We start from the raw sequence: 17962 nt of genomic DNA, 5'->3' as shown, positions 1-17962 counted from the left end.
GAGGCGAGGCGGCGGGCGCTGGAGCGGTGCCGGGGCGGTTCGGCCCGTCCTGTCACCGATTGGCACGACAACAAAACCGGATCAAAACCCGGACTGCTGCCTCCCCACTGCAAAAGGCGGTACGGCATCAAGACCCAGACTACCGAACCTGCTGCGAAAGACATTGCGCGGAGCTGTAGGACGATCATACAAACATCCATAGATGAACGAGGAGGAGCAGGCATGAACAATTTGTCATGGATCCGCAAGTACGAGCCGGCTATTTATTTCGACCGGAACGAGCCGTTCTTGCCGGTACGCGTCGGCGTTACTTTGTTGAAGCCGGGTGAGCGTTCCCCTTCCTTTAACCGGATGGTAGATACGTACGACCGGCGCGTCGAGACTATTATTGAATATGCGATTTATTGGGACTATGACATTCAGCATCTGTATGAGCTGGAGCATGTGTGGGTTTTCGTGGGCCAGGACGGAGAGGTGCTTGACTGCGAAGCCAGCTTTCACGGCAAATTTCTGCGGGGATTGCTGGCAGACCGCAGCAATGTTGAGGACGGTACGCATGTCCGGCTGTTCAGCCAGCCGGGGAAGCATGCGATGCTGCCCGATGCGGACTGGTTCCAGCTCGTCCCGAAGCTGTACCAATGCACATACGAAGAGGCCGGAAAAGACGGCTTGACTGTACCCGGCTTTTTAGCGGGCATTGTGCACACTGACGAGGGGATCAACCGGATGGTTGAAGCTTACTTGAAGACGCTGGCCTTCCGGCCGGCGATGACGTTTAAGCGCTGCGAATGGTCGGACGCGCACTATGTTTCGTGGCCCGAGCTGCTTGCGGAAATTCCGCAGCGCATACAGGAGCAGCTGAGTGAAATCCGCAGCCTGCATATTATGTGAAAACCGCCGCTCTGGCAGACAGAGCGGCGGTTTTTTTGGTGGGCTGTCGAAAACCCACCCGCTTGATCCGGTAGCCCAATGCTGACTGTTTTTACGCGAAGAAAGCCAGCGAAGGTTAGGTTGTCAAGAACCTCCCCACCCGCCAGATCCGATAGCACAATACTGAAACTGGTTTTTGCGCGAAGAAAGCCAGCAGAAGTCAGGTTGTCGAGCAACCCCACCCGCCAGAGCCAATAAGCACAAACTGACTGGCTTTGGGCGAAGAAAGCCTGCAAAAGTGCAGTTTTTTGCACGTAGATACGCAGGCCGCGTAAAATTCCTGCAATTGTGCAGGCTTTTCACTGACGCAGGGGCTCAAAACTCATTTTCGTCGAAAATTCCTGCACTTTCGCAGGCTTTTTGCTAAAATGGGCCTTTTCCGTGGAAAATTCCTGCACTTTTGCAGGTTTTCCCCTCGGCCTGGCCTGCCAACCCGCCTCATGCAACTCCGCTAAGCAGTGTTCTATCCCAACGTTGCGCCTCACCCGGCGGTGGGTCAGACCCCGGCAATACCCGGGTGGCTCCTTCCGGCACACTCAGCCGAGTGCCTAGGCTTTCTCGAACGATCCGACCGCCGCTCTGGCACTCAGAGCGGTGTATGGGCCGCGCGGAGCGAGCCACTTGCGCGGCCTGTTCCCCGCAACGGCTTACGGCTGCGCCTGTGTTTGCATGATACGGCGGTAATCGCCGGGCGTAATGCCGACCACTTTTTTGAAAGTGCGTCCGAAAGAAATGGCATGCGTGTAGCCCACCTGCAGGGCAATATTTTGCACCATATCATCGGTTTCGGTCAGCATCCGCTTGGCATGATCCATCCGCAGGCCGACTAAATAATCGACAAATTTGACGCCGAATTCATCCTTGAACCGCTGGCTGAAGTAGCGGCTGTTCACCGTGAACTTGTCGCTTAAATAATGAAGGGACAAATCCGGATTGCCGTAATGGGCTTCGATAAAAGCCTTCATCTCGTGCATGATGGCGGCATAACGGCCGGACTCCCGAATCAAGGCGTACTCCTGGTACCATTCGGTTAAAACAAGACGGAAGCCGCTGCGGAATTCATCGACGGTTTCCGCTTCTTCCAGGACGGTCAGCATCCGCGGGTAAAATTGCTCGCACCAAGCCTCTCTTCCCTCGCCCGAGAAATCCTCGAATTCCCGCTTGAACATATGCGTCAGGCGGCGCATGATGCCGATGATCTGATTATCCTGGTACGGATAGCGGGTCAGGTGGTCGAACAAACGGTCAAATTCCTGTTCCCACACCAGCGCGGTCAGCCTGAATTGCTGTACGATCTCTCGAATGATTTCGTAATAGCGGTAGCCCGCCTCATCATCCTGCTGAAGCAGCCGCCTATCGTAGGCGATAATCCGGTTCGTGCCGAACGACATTTTATATTGCAGCGCCAATTGCGCTTCGTCCCAAGTGCTGCGGATGTCCGGCAAATCCTTCACCTGACTGCCCAGCCCGATAGTAACCGTCAGCCCCGGCTGCTCTGAAGCCCAGGAACGGAAAGCTTCCAGCAGATGCGAAAAATGGCCCACTTCCCCGGAGGTCAAGTGCAGTACGGCCAAACGGCGGCCCGTTACCCACTCGGTCCAGACGTTCAATCCGTTTCGTTCGGCCTGCTCGCCAAGCACTTGGCTCAGCTCGAAGCGCACGAGCTTTCTTTCCCGGGAGTTGTACTGTTTTTGTACATCGGGATAGTGATCGATTTCGATAATAGCGGCCGCAAACCCCTCAAAATCCGGGTTCATCCCGTACCCCGTCAAGCTTTCCTGCCATTCCTGCGCGGCAATCGCCCGTTCGCCCGTAATCAGGTCCTGGAACAACTGCTTTTTCCGAATGACCCTGTCTTCCAGATGGCGCTTCTCGTAGAGGTTGGTCTGGTCAATCAACTTGTCGAGCGCTTTGCCGATAAAATCGAATTCATCCTGCTTGCCGCCGGAAGCCACAGCCGGTGCATGTATCGTTTGCATGCGCTCTACGATTTGCTCCAGCGGCTTGTAGTTTCGTTTTGTAGCGATGACCAAAAGGATACCGCTGCCGATAAACACAATGATCCCGGCGGCAATCCAGATGATCGATAAGTACGAAGGCCCGCCCAGCATCGGCCATGCTTTCAATCCGCTGACGAACCGCCAGCCGGTATAAGCGGAGAGGTAGTTCGTTACGATTTTGCCGCTGAGCTTTTGCTCTCCCGGCAGTCCGTTTGGCTGCGGTGCGTCAATCCGCACTCCGTCGCTCCAAATTTCCAAATGCGTAATGTCATGATTGATCATGCGCTGGGCCAGGCCGATGAGCGAATCCGCCCGCACATTGACGACGAACAACCCGTCATTCCCGAACGGAAGGAGGGCGTTTTTGTAAAGGGAAATGACCTGTTTCCCCGAGTCCAGCTCACTTTCCCTGTAAAACCGAACAGGCGACCACTTACGTTCATCAAGAGACGGCTTGGCAGCCGCTTCCTCAATAAAAGCGCGATCGGGAAAACTGGACAGCTTGTCCGTCAAGCCCGGAGTCAGCACGAGTCTGTCGGACGCACGATACAAATAAACCGAATCGATAAAAGAATTTTTGCGCAGCCACGATTTAAGCTCCATTGATGTATCGTAGAGCACAAACCCGGAGTTACCCGTTCGCGTACGCTCAAAAAAATGCTGAATCTGCTGGTTCGTGTTCACTTCTTCCGCAACGTTATATTCAATTTCTTTTAGCGTCGTCTGTATGGTATCCGTCACGACCTGCATGGAAATCCGGCTTGCTTTCTCGGCTTCCTGCTTGAACACTTCGCTGACGCAAATAACCGTGATCAGGATCATGACGGACAGGGCGATGAATAAAATGGGGGAGTACGAGAGCAGCAACTGTTTGTACCATGACTTATTCACACACGCGTCCTCCTTCGCTTAAAACCAAAACCTTCCTCCTTCATTATGAGCCGCTATGTTTTCCCTGTGTTTTCGGGATGTTAAGATTTTATTGTCATGAAACGAGTCGACGCGAGTGAAATAGTTTTGGGGAAAGTGGGAGGACAAGGCGGGACAAAGCAGAGTGGGGGAGAGCAGGGGAGGGCGGGGATCTTTCACAGATTGTACAAACAATTCAGTAATTTTCGACAAAATTCGCTAAATACAATAATATACAAAATAGGTATAATGATGAATGCTGAATTCTTTGCATAATTATATAAAAATGGGGTGTTTTTTATTAAAAAAGCCAAATGAAGATTTTTAATTTATGTACAATTTTTTAAAAATCATTGTAAATAAAAGGAGTGTAAAGATGCAATCCTATAAGAGACTAACTAGGCAATTATTCATGCTTTCATTAATCGTAATCTTCGTGTTTGTAAATTCCGGAATTGTAGCGGCGCAAAATAATAAGACATTACCAATTCCACTAAGTGAAGAGATTAAAAATTATCGCAAACAAAAGCCGACCGAACCTAATGTCAAAGAAGAAGCAAGTGCTGAAAAAATGGATTCCAAACAAATTAACAGTTTGGAAAGAAAAATTCCTGAACTAATAGTCAAGTTTAAAGATGAAACAAAAGCTGAATCCAGTAAAACAAAAGTGATGAAGAAGTTTCAATTAAATGCGCTGGATACAATAGATAAAAAGAAGGTGAAAGGAAAATCGAATAAATTCAATAAGAAGACTGAGTTACTTTCACTTGACGAACAAGAAGATATTAATAAGTTATAGAAGAATTTAAGAAAGATCCTAACGTAGAGTATGCACAAAAGAACTATAAACTGCAAACTACCGTCGCGACGTCTGATCCGTTATTTAGTAGTCAGTGGGCATTGTTAAATAGTGGACAAAATATATCAGGGCAGAGTGGCTATTCCGGTATTGACTTAGGAGCGACAAGTGCGTGGGATATCACCACTGGGGATTCTAATGTTGTAGTTGGTGTACTTGATAGTGGTATTGATATTACTCATACCGACTTAAAAGATAATATATACATAAATTCGAAAGAAATCCCTGGGAATGGCATTGACGATGATGGTAATGGTTATGTTGATGATATAAATGGCTATGATTTTGTAAATAAAGACAACACGGTTTTTGATGGTGATTCATCTGATATTCACGGCACACATATTGCTGGAATAATCGCAGCCGGAACAAATAATGAAGGAATTATAGGTATTGCACCTAACGTTAAGATTATGCCTCTTAAATTTATTAACGGCAATTCCGGTTATACTTCAGATGCAATAGAAGCAATCGAATACGCAAAAACAATGGGTGTAAAGATAATAAACGCTAGTTGGGGGGGATTCGAATACAACCAAGCATTGTTAGATGCTATGCAGAATTCGGGTATTCTTTTTGTCAGTGCTGCTGGTAACAATGGCCAAGACATATCAAATAGACCCTTTTACCCTGCAAGTTTTAATATTCCTAACAATATCTCAGTTGCAGCAATAAACAATAAAGGTTCATTGGCCCAATTTTCTAATTATGGAACGGGAGTGGATATTGCAGCTCCTGGTGTTAGTGTCATGAGTACATTACCTAATAATAAGTACGGCTTTTTAAGTGGTACATCAATGGCAGCTCCTTTTGTAGCTGGGACTGCAGCATTACTATATTCCAAGGAGCCAGAATTAAACTACCAAACTGTAAAAAATAGGATTATGACAAATGGTTTAAGGCTCTCAACGTTGGTTGGTAAAGTTAATAGCGAAACAATGATTCAGGTTAATAATAGTTTAACTAATTCAGGAAATCTGCCTTATACGTTCAGGGATGACGAATCAGCAGATAGAGATGATTTATCGCTAGAGCAGCAATTGGTAGAAAACGGAATTTTGAAGTTAAAAACCATACCTGCTATGCCCGACTCCATGTACCCACAGCCGATCTCAGTTACGGGAGCAACTTATGGCGTAACAGAAACAACTTATCAGAGAACTAGCGCTATTAGTTCTCAAGCAACACCATCATTAACTATCAGCAATTTGAATGCGACATCTATGACTGTAAATGCAACATTCCCAATATCCGGACAATACGGAAATGGTTTATTCTACTATGATTATAAAAGGGAAAAATGGTACGATATTTCCGGAACTTGGTCTACAGCAAGCGGTACATATAACGTAAAAGACTTAGATCCTGGATCGATATACCTAGTGCAGTTAGTATGGTACACGGATAGCACAAATTCTTGGAATAGGCATGAATTATACCAGCAACCCAAAACACCTTATGATGGCCCAGAAGTATTATATCGAAAAGACGGTAGTTATGTTTTTACAAATCTTGAATCTTATGATTTAAATGTCATTAATTCAAGTAATCTCACGAGATGGTTAAATCATTTGGATGCTGCATACCTATCGTACAAAGATTTAACGGGAACCCCCCCTTACACCGGTCAGAAGATAGAGATCCGATCAACACGTAATGATCTCGGTGGAGCATGGGCTTGGGCAGGTAACCCGATTTTATGGAGCCAACCTTGGATCAAAAATCAGCTTTTGATGCGAACTATTATGATGACTGGTCCTTCGGAATTCTTATAAAACGGATTCGCAATGGAGTTATGATAAGACCTTTGCAGTAGGTAAGTATCATAACGATGCGCTTACCTATTGTTTTATACGACTTAAGGAAACTATAGGGTGGCAACCATTTAAAGACACTTTTAGAAACCTAAGCAAGATGCCATCTAGTCAGCTTCCCGCATCAAATATCGGTAAGTTTAATCTTTTCATGAGTACTTTGAAGTATTACTCTAATTATGACGTTCTTTCAACATTTACTTCCTCAGAAAAACAGTTAATTGGTAATGCACTTGGCGGTGTTGTTGCTTATGATGGATCTAATAATATAGCTAAACCAGATTGGTATAAATTTACTTATAACGATCCATTTGGAGAAAGTGTGGATGTATATCTTTCTGACATTGGTGGAAGTGCCGGAGAAAGTACGAAGTCCATTAAAGCAATAGCAAAACGCAGTAGTGAAACACAGTGGAATGAATACTTATTAACTAGTGGAAGTTGGTATAGTACTGGAGCCGTCTACGCTGGTGCACCTGGGCAAGCTGGAGGTATATCGGTAGCATCGGTCGAAACAATGGCGCTACCCAGTATCAAAGATATTCAGCAAGCCATTGAAGACAAAAAGAACGAACTAATTACTATGTTTTATGATAAAGTCGGAATTGATCCGTCTGAATTAACGGACGAAGATAAAAGGATGCTTACTCTAGGTATTGCTTATGGAGTAGACGATAATGTCTATTTTGGAGCAGCCCAATGGATATCACGAAAAACTGCGCCAGAAGATAACTACTATTACATGCGAGCGAAGGCATTTACGGATACTGTTTTTACTGCGGCATATACAATGGCTGCGGCGGGAAGTGCCGCGGCAGCAGCTCAGGCTTTAATTAACTCTGGTACGATGGGAGCAATGGCATTAGCGGCTAGTCCAACGGGTGCTGGCGGTGCTGCCTTAGGAACAGCTGCTGTAGAGGAATTAGCAAGAGCAGCAGCCATGTCTGGAGTTTCATTCATATCGGGTAAGATGGCTGCTCGATCACAAGGGATAGTTAAAGCTAGCGTAGCTAAACTTAAGGAAACGCTCGGATATAAGATTCGAAATGTTGCTGATGACATTCTTGATCGGATGGAAGCAGCAGGAGGACATACTTAAAAAAAACATGTTTCTATGACAAATAATGAATTAATAAATAGAGCTGTTACAGAAGTAGAAAATGTAACTTCTTTTACTGATAAAAGTACTGCGATAAAGGCTGTCCAACAGAATCTTCGAAAAAATGCAGGAAAAATTGAAACTTATTTAAATGATTCCTCAAATCAAAGCTACCTTATAGTCAACTGTTCTCATAGTTACGAAATTGGATACGGTGCGCAAGCAGGTTCTCAGCATATTACTTACGGTTTAACACAGTCTAGAATGTTTATAGTAAAAGACTCAACAATGGAGTTGGGGTTTAAAATTATTACCAGTTATCCTGTTTTTTAATTTCTAATTTTAGTATTTTGTAAACACATAAAATATAGCAGGTAAGGTCTAATATGACTTTACCTGCTATATTAAGGGGAAATATATATGACGATAAGAATAGAATTTAATAATCTCTGGACATACGATACTTCAATGCCCTCAAAAGAAAGAAAAGGAAAAGGAGGAGAGTTACCAATTGAATTTTTAAATGACACTGTTATGACCCATGTTCATGGGGAATTAAGCATTAAAATATCAGGAAGAGTAGTCCCACATATGGGAGTAGCTTCAGCAGATGATGTATGCATCGGATATTGGATTGAAATGCTTACAAAGATGCTTAAGTCATTTAATATAGGACATAAGATTTTTATCATAGAAGGGGGAGAACAAGGAAAACCGGCATATAAATTTGAAAAGCAAGATGACAATATTTATCTTTCAATTATAGAATCTATACTCGGTGGTAAGGGTGACCCTAATTGGATTCATGTAGAGTTCAGCTACCCAGACTTTATAAACGCATTTAATGAATTCAAAGAGTCTTTTTTAAAAGAAATCATGAAAGAAGCACCAAATATTTTTTCTCACTGGCATGCTAAATTTTCTGAATTTTTATGAAGAGGTACTGATATCAACAAGAGTAATTTTCAAACGATAATATACTTTTTTAAAGAATATCTAGATGGAATTAACGGCGGTGGAACATTCTCAATTGAACAGCTAATAGAATTTTTCGAAGAATTGGAAAAAAATGGTATTAAAACAAACATAACTCAAGAATTAAAACTTGCAGAGCTAGAGATGAAGCTAAATGATTGGGAGGTTAATTCGGAAATTCAAGGTTTATATAAGAAATATGGAAAAAATAGGACAAAAAATATTATCGGGAAGTTATTAAATAAGTTTCCCTGATGATCCAATAAGAAGTATAAAAAAAATGCCTAGTATGGGCTATTTCGGACCAGATGATGTAGATATTTTTGATTGGACAGACATATTTAAAATGCTGTTGAAAGAATTGCAAGTTTCAAATTTCAGCTCTTTCAATTATCAAGTACCAGAACAAGGAGGTCCAGTATATCATTTTACTCGTCAAGGAAATATGATTTATAGTTCAATTTTGAAGTCCGATGTTACCGGCGCTAAATCAAATCCTTACTGGCAAAATATACACTGTTTTTATGATGATCTGGTAGAAGAAATTAATAATTTTTATAGGGGTCTTTACTCAGAACTGAAAAAACAAATACCAGGAGAAGTAGAGAAACTATGGGAGAAACGAGGACCTGATAGACTACAATGATACTTCTTCGAGAGTCCATGACGAATGAGATGAGATACGAATTTTGTTAAAGAACTACGGTCCTGATAAAGTAATTTGGGATATAGATGATTTATCAAAAAAGCCCCCTTGGGGCGATAAGATAAGTACTGATATCACAAATTTATCTGATTATTTCGTTACTAGCGAAGGGAAAAACTTGTTTGAAGTTATGGTTAAAGCCATAGAACAAGCCAATCAACGAAAGTGTAACTTAGAAATCGAAGGTCTATAGTTTGTAATTCGTGGGTGTTGGATATTAATAAACACCCTTTTCTTTTGACCTAATCCAATGCTTGATTTGCACGAGTTGAAAGGACATAAAAAGAGATCCGAATATTGATGTGGGTTTTTATATTTTAACTTCTTTTCCAATATTCTAGGAAAGTGGGATTAGCGTGGCAAAGTTACTTAATTCCGGGTGTAAATTTTGAAGAAACACTCGAGGTGGTGAATAACTATAAGAATACTGAAGATGAAGAACATATTAAAGGACTTTTAAGGGAAGTAGAGTTGTTGCTTGAAAAAGAGGAATGGGATTTTGTGAAGGAATTTGTCAAAACTCACGGTATGCGGGTTTTAAATGCTGATAAACCTAAATTATTGATTGAAGTTATTATACGGGGGTTATCATAAAAAATTTTGCGATTCTTTCTTTAGATTTGATTCTCCATGTTCGCAGATATGTGAGCATGGAGAGTTTTTTCTACATGGATGAGAAATGGTTAAACAATGCATTAATTTGAGACTGTCAAGAAAAAATGTAACCTTTGAAATGCGAATCTAGCAAACGATAGTGCCGCGGCTTGATCCGGAGCCTCTTTAAAACCAAATACTATAAATATGTCCTTGAGATTGAAGAATGTAAGCGTCAAACCAATCACACCTGTTCGTAAGCAGAGCAATCCCTCATAATGAATCCATCATGTCAATGCTAGAACGCAAAAGTCACTGGCCAAGCGCAGAAAACCTGCAAAAATACATCTTTTTGCTCATGGATGCGCCGGCTTCGAAATATTCCTGCAATTGTGCAGTTTTTTTTGCAAATAATTGAACCTGGGGCCCTCCTGATCGGAAATTCCTGCACAATTGCAGGCTTTTTCTCCAAATGGGCCATTTACATAGAAAAAACCTGCACAATTGCAGGTTTTTCCCAATGCGCGCCTCTCACGACGCGCGTTGCGGCGCTGCCCGGCGGGTGGGCGTGTCGCCCAGCCGGCCTCTTCACAAAGCCGCGGCTGCGTAAAAGTTGCCGCGCGCCGGTTTTGCCGCGCCGCGCAGCTCCCCGCGCGCGGTATTGCGCTGCATGCCGCCGGCCTTGCCCCGCCCGCAGCTCCCCGCGCGCGGCTTCGCATCGTCGCCGCCCCGCACGCGGCTTTCACTCCTCCGCTTCGGAGAAGTGTTCCTTGCAAAAAGCCGCTACGACGGCTTCCTCGTCGTTTTCCAGCTCGAAATCAAGCAGCTGCTCCGTGCTTTTTTCAAAAATCTCGTGCTTCACGATGCCCTCCCGGCTTTCCTCCACGCTGTAAATGACCCGCACGTACAGGCCTTTGTCCGTATACAGCTCGTCGTCTTCCGGAACCTCGATATCGATCAGGAACTCGTACCGCTTTCCGTTCAAAATGCCGAATGGGTCTTTAATAAATTCGACCGTATATCCGGTAATGGTCAGCATAAATGTTCATCTCTCTTCTATTCAAAATGATTCCTGCAAAAGCACGCCTTCCGGCAGCAGCGCTTCAACGTGAGCGCGCAGCGCTGCCGATTCGTGCAGCTCCCCGCCTAGTATCGCGATAATCCCGCTATCCTCGCGGGTACGGATCAGGCGGCCGATGCCCTGCTTCAGGCGCAGCAGCATATAGGGCAGATCCACCTCTGCAAAAGGGTCCGCCGCCGCCTGGCGCTTCGCCATAAAGACCGGATCGTGCGGCGGAAAAGGCAGCGACCACACGATTACATTGGACAGCGACGGCCCGGGCACGTCCAGCCCTTCCCACAAGCTGACCGCGCACAGGATGCTGGGCTCGTCTTGCTGAAACGCCGCGATCAAATGGCTGATTTCGCCGTCTCCCTCGAACCGGAAGCGCATATCCGCACACTCCGGGAAGCAGGCGATTTCTTTTTTAAAACGCTGCAATTCCTCCTGTGTCCGGAACAGGATTAAAGCTCTGCCTTCCGTACGCGCCAGCAATTGTGCGGCGGCTTGCATTTTTTCCGCGAACGTCCCGGCGCCCGAAGGCCATTTGGGAGCGATGACGCTCATTCGCTGCCGGTAGTCGTATGGCGAATCGACGGTGAAGGACAGGTAGCGCTTGACGCCCAGGCTGTTCACGACAAAGTCAAAGGAGCCGTCGACAGACAACGTAGCCGAAGAAAATACGATCGGCATCCGGGAAGCGAAGACCCGTTCTTTCAGCACTTCCTTTACCGTTCTCGGCATGATGACGAGGGTGAGGCCGGTTATGCTTTTCGACGCCCAGCAGATCGGATTTTCCTTCTGCCGGAACAGCTGCAGCGCCTTCTGCATCATCTCCATATGCTCTTCGACGATGCGAAGCTGATAGTCGTCGAGCGTGAAAAGCTCACTCTCAAACACAAGCTCCTCCTCGATGGTCGCGAGCAAAGCGCAAAACAAATCGATCTCGCGCAGCAGCGAATCGCTGACCTCGATCTGCAGCAGATTCGAGCCGGCTATCGGCTTGCACTGGCGTTCCAGCAGAGCGAACAGCGACTCGCTTTGCTCGATCGCCTCGTCGATCCGCATAGCCAACGACTCGCGGATCTCCCCTTTTAACAAGCGGGTGATCAGCTCTTCGAAAGCGGCATGCTTGAGTTTGTACGTCAGCGCTTTTTGCGCGGCGGATTCCAGCAGGTGGCCTTCGTCGAAAACGACGGCGCAGTGGTCCGGCAGCAGCGGCAATTGGCCTTCCCGGCGCCGTCCCTCATACGTCCACACATGCTCCATGTAAAAATCATGCGAACAGACGATCAAGTCCGCAGCACGCCTGTAATGGTCGCGCGACAACGTTTGCCCGCAGCGGTGCCGTTTGTCGCAGACGAAGCAATCCTGGAAGGAATCCCAGCCGATTCGGTTCCAAGCAGTATCGTCCATATGCGGATAGTCCTTCCGGTCGCCGTAGGCGTAGAACGACTGCAGAGCCTCGTAAGAATGGACGAAATCCGGCAAACGGTCGTAAAGGTCTTTGTACAGCTCCACGTCCTCGTACCCGAACCTTGCGCTGTCAAGCTTTTGCAGGCATACGTACTGATCGGGGGATTTGGCCAGCCGCGCATCAACCGTCAAATTCAGATGCTGCGCCAACTTGGCAAGATCGCCCTGCGGCTTGACCAACTGCTCGATCAGCGATTCGTCCGCACAGGCGATAACCGCCGGTTTTTTCATATAGCGCGCGTAGCAGATCGCATACAGCAAGTATACGAGCGTTTTTCCCGTCCCGACTCCCGCTTCTGCGAAAATCGTCTGCTTCTCGGCAAACGCCCGTTCCAGCTGGAACGCCATATAAATCTGCTCGTCGCGCACCTCAAAGCCGGATTCCGGCAATATATCGTAAAACACATCCGCAACCCATTCGCCCACCTGCTGAATGAAAGGCTTGGAATGCTCATAAGTAAAAGGATACCGCTCCACTGTGGCCGTGCCTCCATGATCGAAAGTATGAACAGTATATTATCACATGCTGCCGCAATAAAAGCAAAGAAAATAATCAATCACCGTTCATACTCCTGCGAATGAAGGCGCCGAGCCTTCCCGCTTACAGCTTTCCGCCGCTTTGTTTGACCTGGGCCGTGCCGTCCGGGCGGCCGGCAATGACCAGATCGGCCATTTGGACGAACAGACCGTTTTCAACGACTCCCGGGAGCATATTGAGCCGGCTGTTCAATTCGGAAGGGGAATGGATCGCCCGAAAACGGCAGTCCAAAATATAGTTTCCGTTATCTGTAACGAACGGAGCTTGATCCGACTTCCGCAATACAGGCGTGCAGCCCATGCCTTCAATTCGCTTGGCGGTAAGCTCCCAGCCGAACGGAACGACCTCAACCGGCAAAGGGAATGCCCCCAAAGCCTGGACCATTTTCGTCTCATCGACGACAACAATGAAGCGGGCGGAGTACGAGGCGATCATTTTTTCCCGCAGCAGCGCTCCGCCGCCGCCTTTGATCAGATCGAAACGAGGGTTCACCTCGTCCGCGCCATCGATCGTAATATCAAGCGGAGCGGTAATTTCGGAAAGCTCCAGCAGGGGAATTCCCCATTCGCGGGCCAGCCGCTCGGTTTGCTTCGAGGTCGGCGCAGCCTGGATGCGCAGCCCTTCTTTCACCCTTTCGCCGATTCGGCGAATAGTCCAATAAGCGGTTGAACCTGTACCGAGTCCGATCCGCATTCCGTCTTGCACGTATTCCGCGGCTTTCTCGCCTGCAGCTTGTTTCCCGTCCATAGTTTTGTCCTCTCCTTTGATGAATTCCTTCCTTAATTATTGTAGCCGTTCCGGAGAAAATATTTCACCCAGCGCGAAGGTGTCCCGTTTCGCTTTGGCATGCCGGATCAATTGAAATCATGTTCATGATTGTATTTTACCTCTTCGGCACAAGTTTTGCTCAATTATCTTAAAATTAAAATATTTAATATTGAGATAAATAGGCGCCGAGCAGACGGTGGAATTTGTTCCACCGAAGCGAAAAAGGCGAACTTGTTCAAAAGAGAAGGATGCAAAGCCACGGGGCAAATTTTTACGGGGTTGGTCAATTCTATGGCGGGTCCGAAGCGGGACAAAAGCGCGGAATGGCCGTGCAGCGTTCAGATCTGCACGGCCAAAGGATCGGTTGATTAGCTGGCGGATGAAGAAACATCGCCTGTTGTGATCGGGTTGCGGACGATTTTCACTTCATAAAATGTAATTTTGTTCGAAATGATGTATTCAGGTATGGTCCGATGGGAGTGGGATTCCCGGAAAGCATCGCTTTTCGTCCAGGCGTTAAAATCTTCCTTGGAGTTCCAGCGCGTCACGACGCTGACTTCATCGTATTCCTTCATGCTTTCCGTCAAATGCACTTCCAGGCCAAGAAAGCCTTCCATATATTCGACCTTGCCTACCTTGTCGAAGCGCTCGATCAGTTTGTGAGCCTCGCCTTTCCTGATTTGCGAAGTGTTGGTTACGATAATCATGGATAATTCCTCCTTGGGTTTGGGTTTCATTGGAATAATAACAGGGTAGTCGTCTTCGAACTTGACCCTAGCATCAATGTGATAGACTTCCTGCAAAAACCGGCTGGTCAACATTTCCTTCGGTTCACCCGTTTGAACGACCTTGCCGCGTTTCATGGCAATCATGTAATGGCAGTAAGCTGCCGCCTGCTGAAGATCGTGGAGCACCATTACAATGGTAAGCTTGTAGTCCCGGTTAACCGCCTGCAGCATCTCCATCACATCCAACTGATGGGCAATGTCCAGATAAGTCGTCGGTTCATCCAGCAGGAGAATATTTGTTTGTTGAGCCAAAGCCATGGCGATCCGTACTTTTTGCTGCTCACCTCCCGATAAAGTATGAAACATGCGGTTTTCATTTCTTGCGGTGCCGGTCACTTGAAGCGCCCAGTCCACGATTTCATGATCGGCCCGGCTCATGCGGTCAAACAGCCGCTTGTAGGGCGAGCGTCCGTATGCAACCAGCTCCCTGACCGTTAGTTCGGGCAGCTGCTCTTTGGATTGGGTAAGCATGGCTACCGTTTGAGCGAACTGCAAGGAGCTGTAGGCTTTAATGGATCGGCCGTATACGTCGACATCTCCGCTGTCCGGCTGCTGCAGCCGGCTGATGATTTTGAGCAGTGTGGATTTTCCGGAACCGTTCGGGCCGACGATGGCCGTCATTTTTCCGACCGGGAACGACACAGACAGATCGTGCAGCTCAAAACCTCCGAGAGCTAATTCGATTTGCTTCGTTTCGACAGCGCTCATCCCGACATTCCCCGTTTCTTCAGCAAGTATAAAAAGAATGGCGCACCCAGCACGGCCAGCAGAATACCGACCGGAAGCTCGATAGGGTCAAAGGCCGAACGGGCCAACGTATCGGCAAATACGACCAAAACAGCCCCGCCCGCAACGGACAATGGGAGCAAAAAACGGTAATCGCCCCCGACCAAAAGCCGGACGGCGTGAGGGACCACCAAACCGACGAAGCCGACCAGGCCGGCGACACTGACGGCGGCTCCTGCCAGCAGGGAGGAGAGCAGAATCAGCAAAAACCGCTGAAATTCGACCTTCTGTCCGAGCAGTTTGGAAGCATCGTCTCCAAGCAGCAGCAGGTTGGCCGGTTTAATGGCGAACAGGGACAGCACAAGGCCTGCAATCGCATAAGGGGCCATGAACGATAAATGATGCCAGCTTTTGCCGTTAAGACCGCCGGACAGCCAGGGGAGGACAGCTTGCACCCTGTCGCTGTAAATCACCATGAACCCGTTGGTGATGGCGCCCAGCAGCGCGTTGATGGCAACGCCGGCCAGCACGATTTTCAGCGGTGAAGAGCCTTTGCTCCAAGCCAATAAGTAAATGAACACCGATGTGGCGAAAGCTCCGGCAAAAGCAAGCGCAGGCAGCAGGAAGCTGAGCTGCGGAAATACGATCATGGACATGATCGCAGCCAGTCCTCCGCCGGCGGACACTCCGATGATGCCCGGATCTGCGAGCGGGTTTTTCATGACGCCTTGCAAGAGCGCGCCCGATGCCGCAAGACAGGCTCCGACGAGCAGCCCGATCAGCACGCGGGGAAGCCGGAGGTTCATCACGATTTTATGCTGAAGCGCCCCGCCGGCGGAGGTAAACACCTCCCAAATTTCATGAAGCGAAATCGGGACGGAGCCGTAAGTGAGGCCATAGAAAGTAACGGCAAGCAAGAGGACGGGAGCGATAACGAACCCCCATTTTCGGCGAAAACTACGCTGCTCCAGATTCATAGGTTTATTTCACCGACTGCAGCAGCTTATGCAAAATTTCAAGCGATTCTGTCACTCGCGTTCCCGGGTTCGTTCCGAACAGATCGGCGGGAAGTACCTCGACCCGGTTGTTTTTGACCGCATCCAGGCTGCTCCAGGCTGCATGTTGCGACATTTCCTTCATGAAGCCTTCTTTTACCTGATCCGGGTTCGTATGGCTCATCAGCAGCACGAGCTGCGGATTCGATTTTACGATTTTTTCCGAATTGAGCTGCGCGTATTGGGGGTAGCTTTCCAACTTCGGATAATCAGACGCAATATTGTCCCCGCCGGCCTTGGCCAAAATATCCCCGCTTAACGAATTGTTCAGCGCAGCCATATACGTGCCGGGAGCCCCGTAGACGAGCAGAACCCGGGGCTTGGGAGCGCCGTCCTTGGCCGCATAAGCTTGCAGCTTTTCATCCATTCCCTTGATGAGTTCGGCCGCTTTGGTTTCTTTTTGCAGCAGCTGCCCGATAAGCTGAATCTGCTTCTTAATATCGTCAATGGAATTGGCCGACGAGAGCACGACTTTGGCGCCGAGAGACTCGACGGACGGTATATCCTTGCTGTTCATCGGATTGTTGCCGAGCACGACATCGGGGCTGAGCAGGGCGATTTTTTCCAGATCGATACCGTGGGCGGAGCCGATCGGCAAAGCTTTTTCCGCTTCTTTTACCCACACGGGCGAGGTGGAGGCAGGTCTGCCGACTACTTCGGCCCCCAGCGCGTATACAATATCCAATTCGCCGTTGCTCAGCGCAGCTACTTTTTTCGGCACCTCGCTAAATGAAACGCTTCTCCCGGCAAAATCCTTGACGGTCACCGCTTGCGAGGCGGAGGATGCCGCAGCTGCGGATCCTTCTCCGGAAGGCTGCCCGCAGCCCGAGAGGAGCAAGAGCGCTAATATGGGACTTAAAAACGCTGTATTTCTCAAGAACCTAATCCTCCTGTCATTGCTGCAAAAGCTCCCCATCCGCCGGAGCCGATCGGCACCTATGAGGATGAAAATGGGGGCATCGCCAGTTATTTTCGGGGCAGTTCGCCGATCAGCAGCATCGGCCGTTCGACTCGCCCCGCTAGAGTTAGCGCTTCTGCTCGGCAATTCCGCAGAAAACCTGCAAATGTGCAGCTTTTTGGCCCACTGATTGCCTTGCAGCATAATATTCCTGCAGATGCGCAGGCTTTGCCGCCTAAACCCGGGCTCGGATCCATCTCGGGCGAAAATTCCTGCACTTTTGCAGGCTTTCTCATCAACTCTGCCGCTTACGCTGTAAAAGCCTGTTGAAAAACCCCGCGTCAGTGGCGATAACTACAATCTGCCCGGCTGCTCGAAGAAAACCTGCAAAAATACAGGAATCTGCGTCCTTGATCGCTGGCCACGAACAATTCCTGCAAATGTGCAGGCTTTTCAGCGGGGACAGGGGCTCAGGCTCACTTTCAGCAAAAATTCCTGCACTTTTGCAGGCTTTTCGCTAAAATAAGCCAAGTTCGGAGGAAAAACCTGCACTTTCGCAGGTTTTTTCCCTAGCACGATGCCTCCTGGCCATTTGTTCAGTTCCGCGACCTCACAAGGAGGTGTGCGCCCAGAAAAAGCGGCTGTCCCTCCAATTAGGGCCCTCGCTGCTTCCCATAGCCCTAACTGAGTGTCGCGACTTTTCGGGCAGCCTGCACTTTTACAGGCTTTCGCCCCGCTGGGCCGCTTCATGAACGGCTGCTTGTTCC

General features: G+C 48.0%; 15 protein-coding genes and 1 pseudogene. 9 read left to right on the top strand and 7 right to left on the bottom strand.

The window, feature by feature from the left end:
- Positions 1–222: 222 nt before the first annotated feature.
- Positions 223–891 carry a hypothetical protein gene (locus AC3G2T_RS12505; protein WP_474682961.1) on the top strand — a complete coding sequence of 223 codons (669 nt, stop codon included), beginning with the start codon at positions 223–225 and terminating at the stop codon, positions 889–891.
- A gap of 686 nt (positions 892–1577) precedes the next feature.
- On the opposite strand, the gene AC3G2T_RS12500 is transcribed toward AC3G2T_RS12505, so the two are convergent.
- Entirely contained in the window at positions 1578–3821 is a 2244-nt protein-coding gene (locus tag AC3G2T_RS12500) for a helix-turn-helix domain-containing protein (RefSeq protein ID WP_488435653.1), read from the bottom strand.
- Positions 3822–4215: 394 nt separating this feature from the next.
- Between AC3G2T_RS12500 and AC3G2T_RS12495 the strand changes: the two genes are divergently transcribed.
- The 8 genes and pseudogenes from AC3G2T_RS12495 (at position 4216) to AC3G2T_RS12460 (ending at position 9886) form a co-directional block, all read left to right on the top strand.
- Positions 4216–4638, top strand: coding sequence for a hypothetical protein (locus AC3G2T_RS12495; RefSeq protein WP_474682963.1), 423 nt, complete (start codon positions 4216–4218; stop codon positions 4636–4638).
- Positions 4639–4739: 101 nt separating this feature from the next.
- Positions 4740–6473 carry a S8 family peptidase gene (locus AC3G2T_RS12490; protein WP_474682964.1) on the top strand — a complete coding sequence of 578 codons (1734 nt, stop codon included), beginning with the start codon at positions 4740–4742 and terminating at the stop codon, positions 6471–6473.
- 139 nt (positions 6474–6612) lie between these two features.
- Positions 6613–7611: a hypothetical protein gene (locus tag AC3G2T_RS12485; protein WP_474682965.1), complete on the top strand. Its 999-nt coding sequence runs from the start codon at positions 6613–6615 to the stop codon at positions 7609–7611.
- 12 nt (positions 7612–7623) lie between these two features.
- Positions 7624–7944: pseudogene (locus AC3G2T_RS12480) on the top strand (RNase A-like domain-containing protein); the annotation flags it as partial.
- An 87-nt stretch (positions 7945–8031) separates the two neighbouring features.
- The gene (locus AC3G2T_RS12475) at positions 8032–8547 is read left to right on the top strand and encodes a hypothetical protein (RefSeq protein WP_474682966.1); all 516 of its coding nucleotides are present in this window, start codon (positions 8032–8034) and stop codon (positions 8545–8547) included.
- Positions 8548–8866: 319 nt separating this feature from the next.
- On the top strand, positions 8867–9232 hold the full coding sequence (locus tag AC3G2T_RS12470) for a hypothetical protein (protein WP_474682967.1): 366 nt from the start codon (positions 8867–8869) through the stop codon (positions 9230–9232).
- 43 nt (positions 9233–9275) lie between these two features.
- Positions 9276–9485, top strand: a complete 210-nt coding sequence (locus AC3G2T_RS12465) for an Imm70 family immunity protein (RefSeq protein ID WP_474682968.1) — start codon at positions 9276–9278, stop codon at positions 9483–9485.
- Between the two features lie 152 nt (positions 9486–9637).
- Positions 9638–9886 carry a hypothetical protein gene (locus AC3G2T_RS12460; protein WP_474682969.1) on the top strand — a complete coding sequence of 83 codons (249 nt, stop codon included), beginning with the start codon at positions 9638–9640 and terminating at the stop codon, positions 9884–9886.
- A 742-nt stretch (positions 9887–10628) separates the two neighbouring features.
- On the opposite strand, the gene AC3G2T_RS12455 is transcribed toward AC3G2T_RS12460, so the two are convergent.
- From AC3G2T_RS12455 to AC3G2T_RS12430, 6 genes are all read right to left on the bottom strand, one after another.
- Positions 10629–10925, bottom strand: coding sequence for a DUF6509 family protein (locus AC3G2T_RS12455; RefSeq protein ID WP_474682970.1), 297 nt, complete (start codon positions 10923–10925; stop codon positions 10629–10631).
- Between the two features lie 21 nt (positions 10926–10946).
- Positions 10947–12899 carry an ATP-dependent DNA helicase gene (locus AC3G2T_RS12450; RefSeq protein ID WP_488435652.1) on the bottom strand — a complete coding sequence of 651 codons (1953 nt, stop codon included), beginning with the start codon at positions 12897–12899 and terminating at the stop codon, positions 10947–10949.
- A gap of 124 nt (positions 12900–13023) precedes the next feature.
- Positions 13024–13707, bottom strand: a complete 684-nt coding sequence (gene rpiA / locus AC3G2T_RS12445) for a ribose-5-phosphate isomerase RpiA (protein ID WP_488435651.1) — start codon at positions 13705–13707, stop codon at positions 13024–13026.
- Between the two features lie 389 nt (positions 13708–14096).
- Entirely contained in the window at positions 14097–15224 is a 1128-nt protein-coding gene (gene isdG / locus AC3G2T_RS12440) for a heme oxygenase (protein ID WP_488435650.1), read from the bottom strand.
- On the bottom strand, positions 15221–16219 hold the full coding sequence (locus AC3G2T_RS12435) for a FecCD family ABC transporter permease (RefSeq protein ID WP_488435649.1): 999 nt from the start codon (positions 16217–16219) through the stop codon (positions 15221–15223). The genes isdG and AC3G2T_RS12435 overlap by 4 nt, the downstream gene beginning before the upstream one ends.
- 4 nt (positions 16220–16223) lie before the next feature.
- On the bottom strand, positions 16224–17174 hold the full coding sequence (locus AC3G2T_RS12430) for an ABC transporter substrate-binding protein (RefSeq protein WP_488435648.1): 951 nt from the start codon (positions 17172–17174) through the stop codon (positions 16224–16226).
- Positions 17175–17962: the final 788 nt, after the last annotated feature.

The organism is Paenibacillus sp. sgz302191, assembly GCF_057749925.1.
Note: the sequence above shows the minus strand (reverse complement) of the source record. Positions and strands in the feature narration are given on the sequence as shown.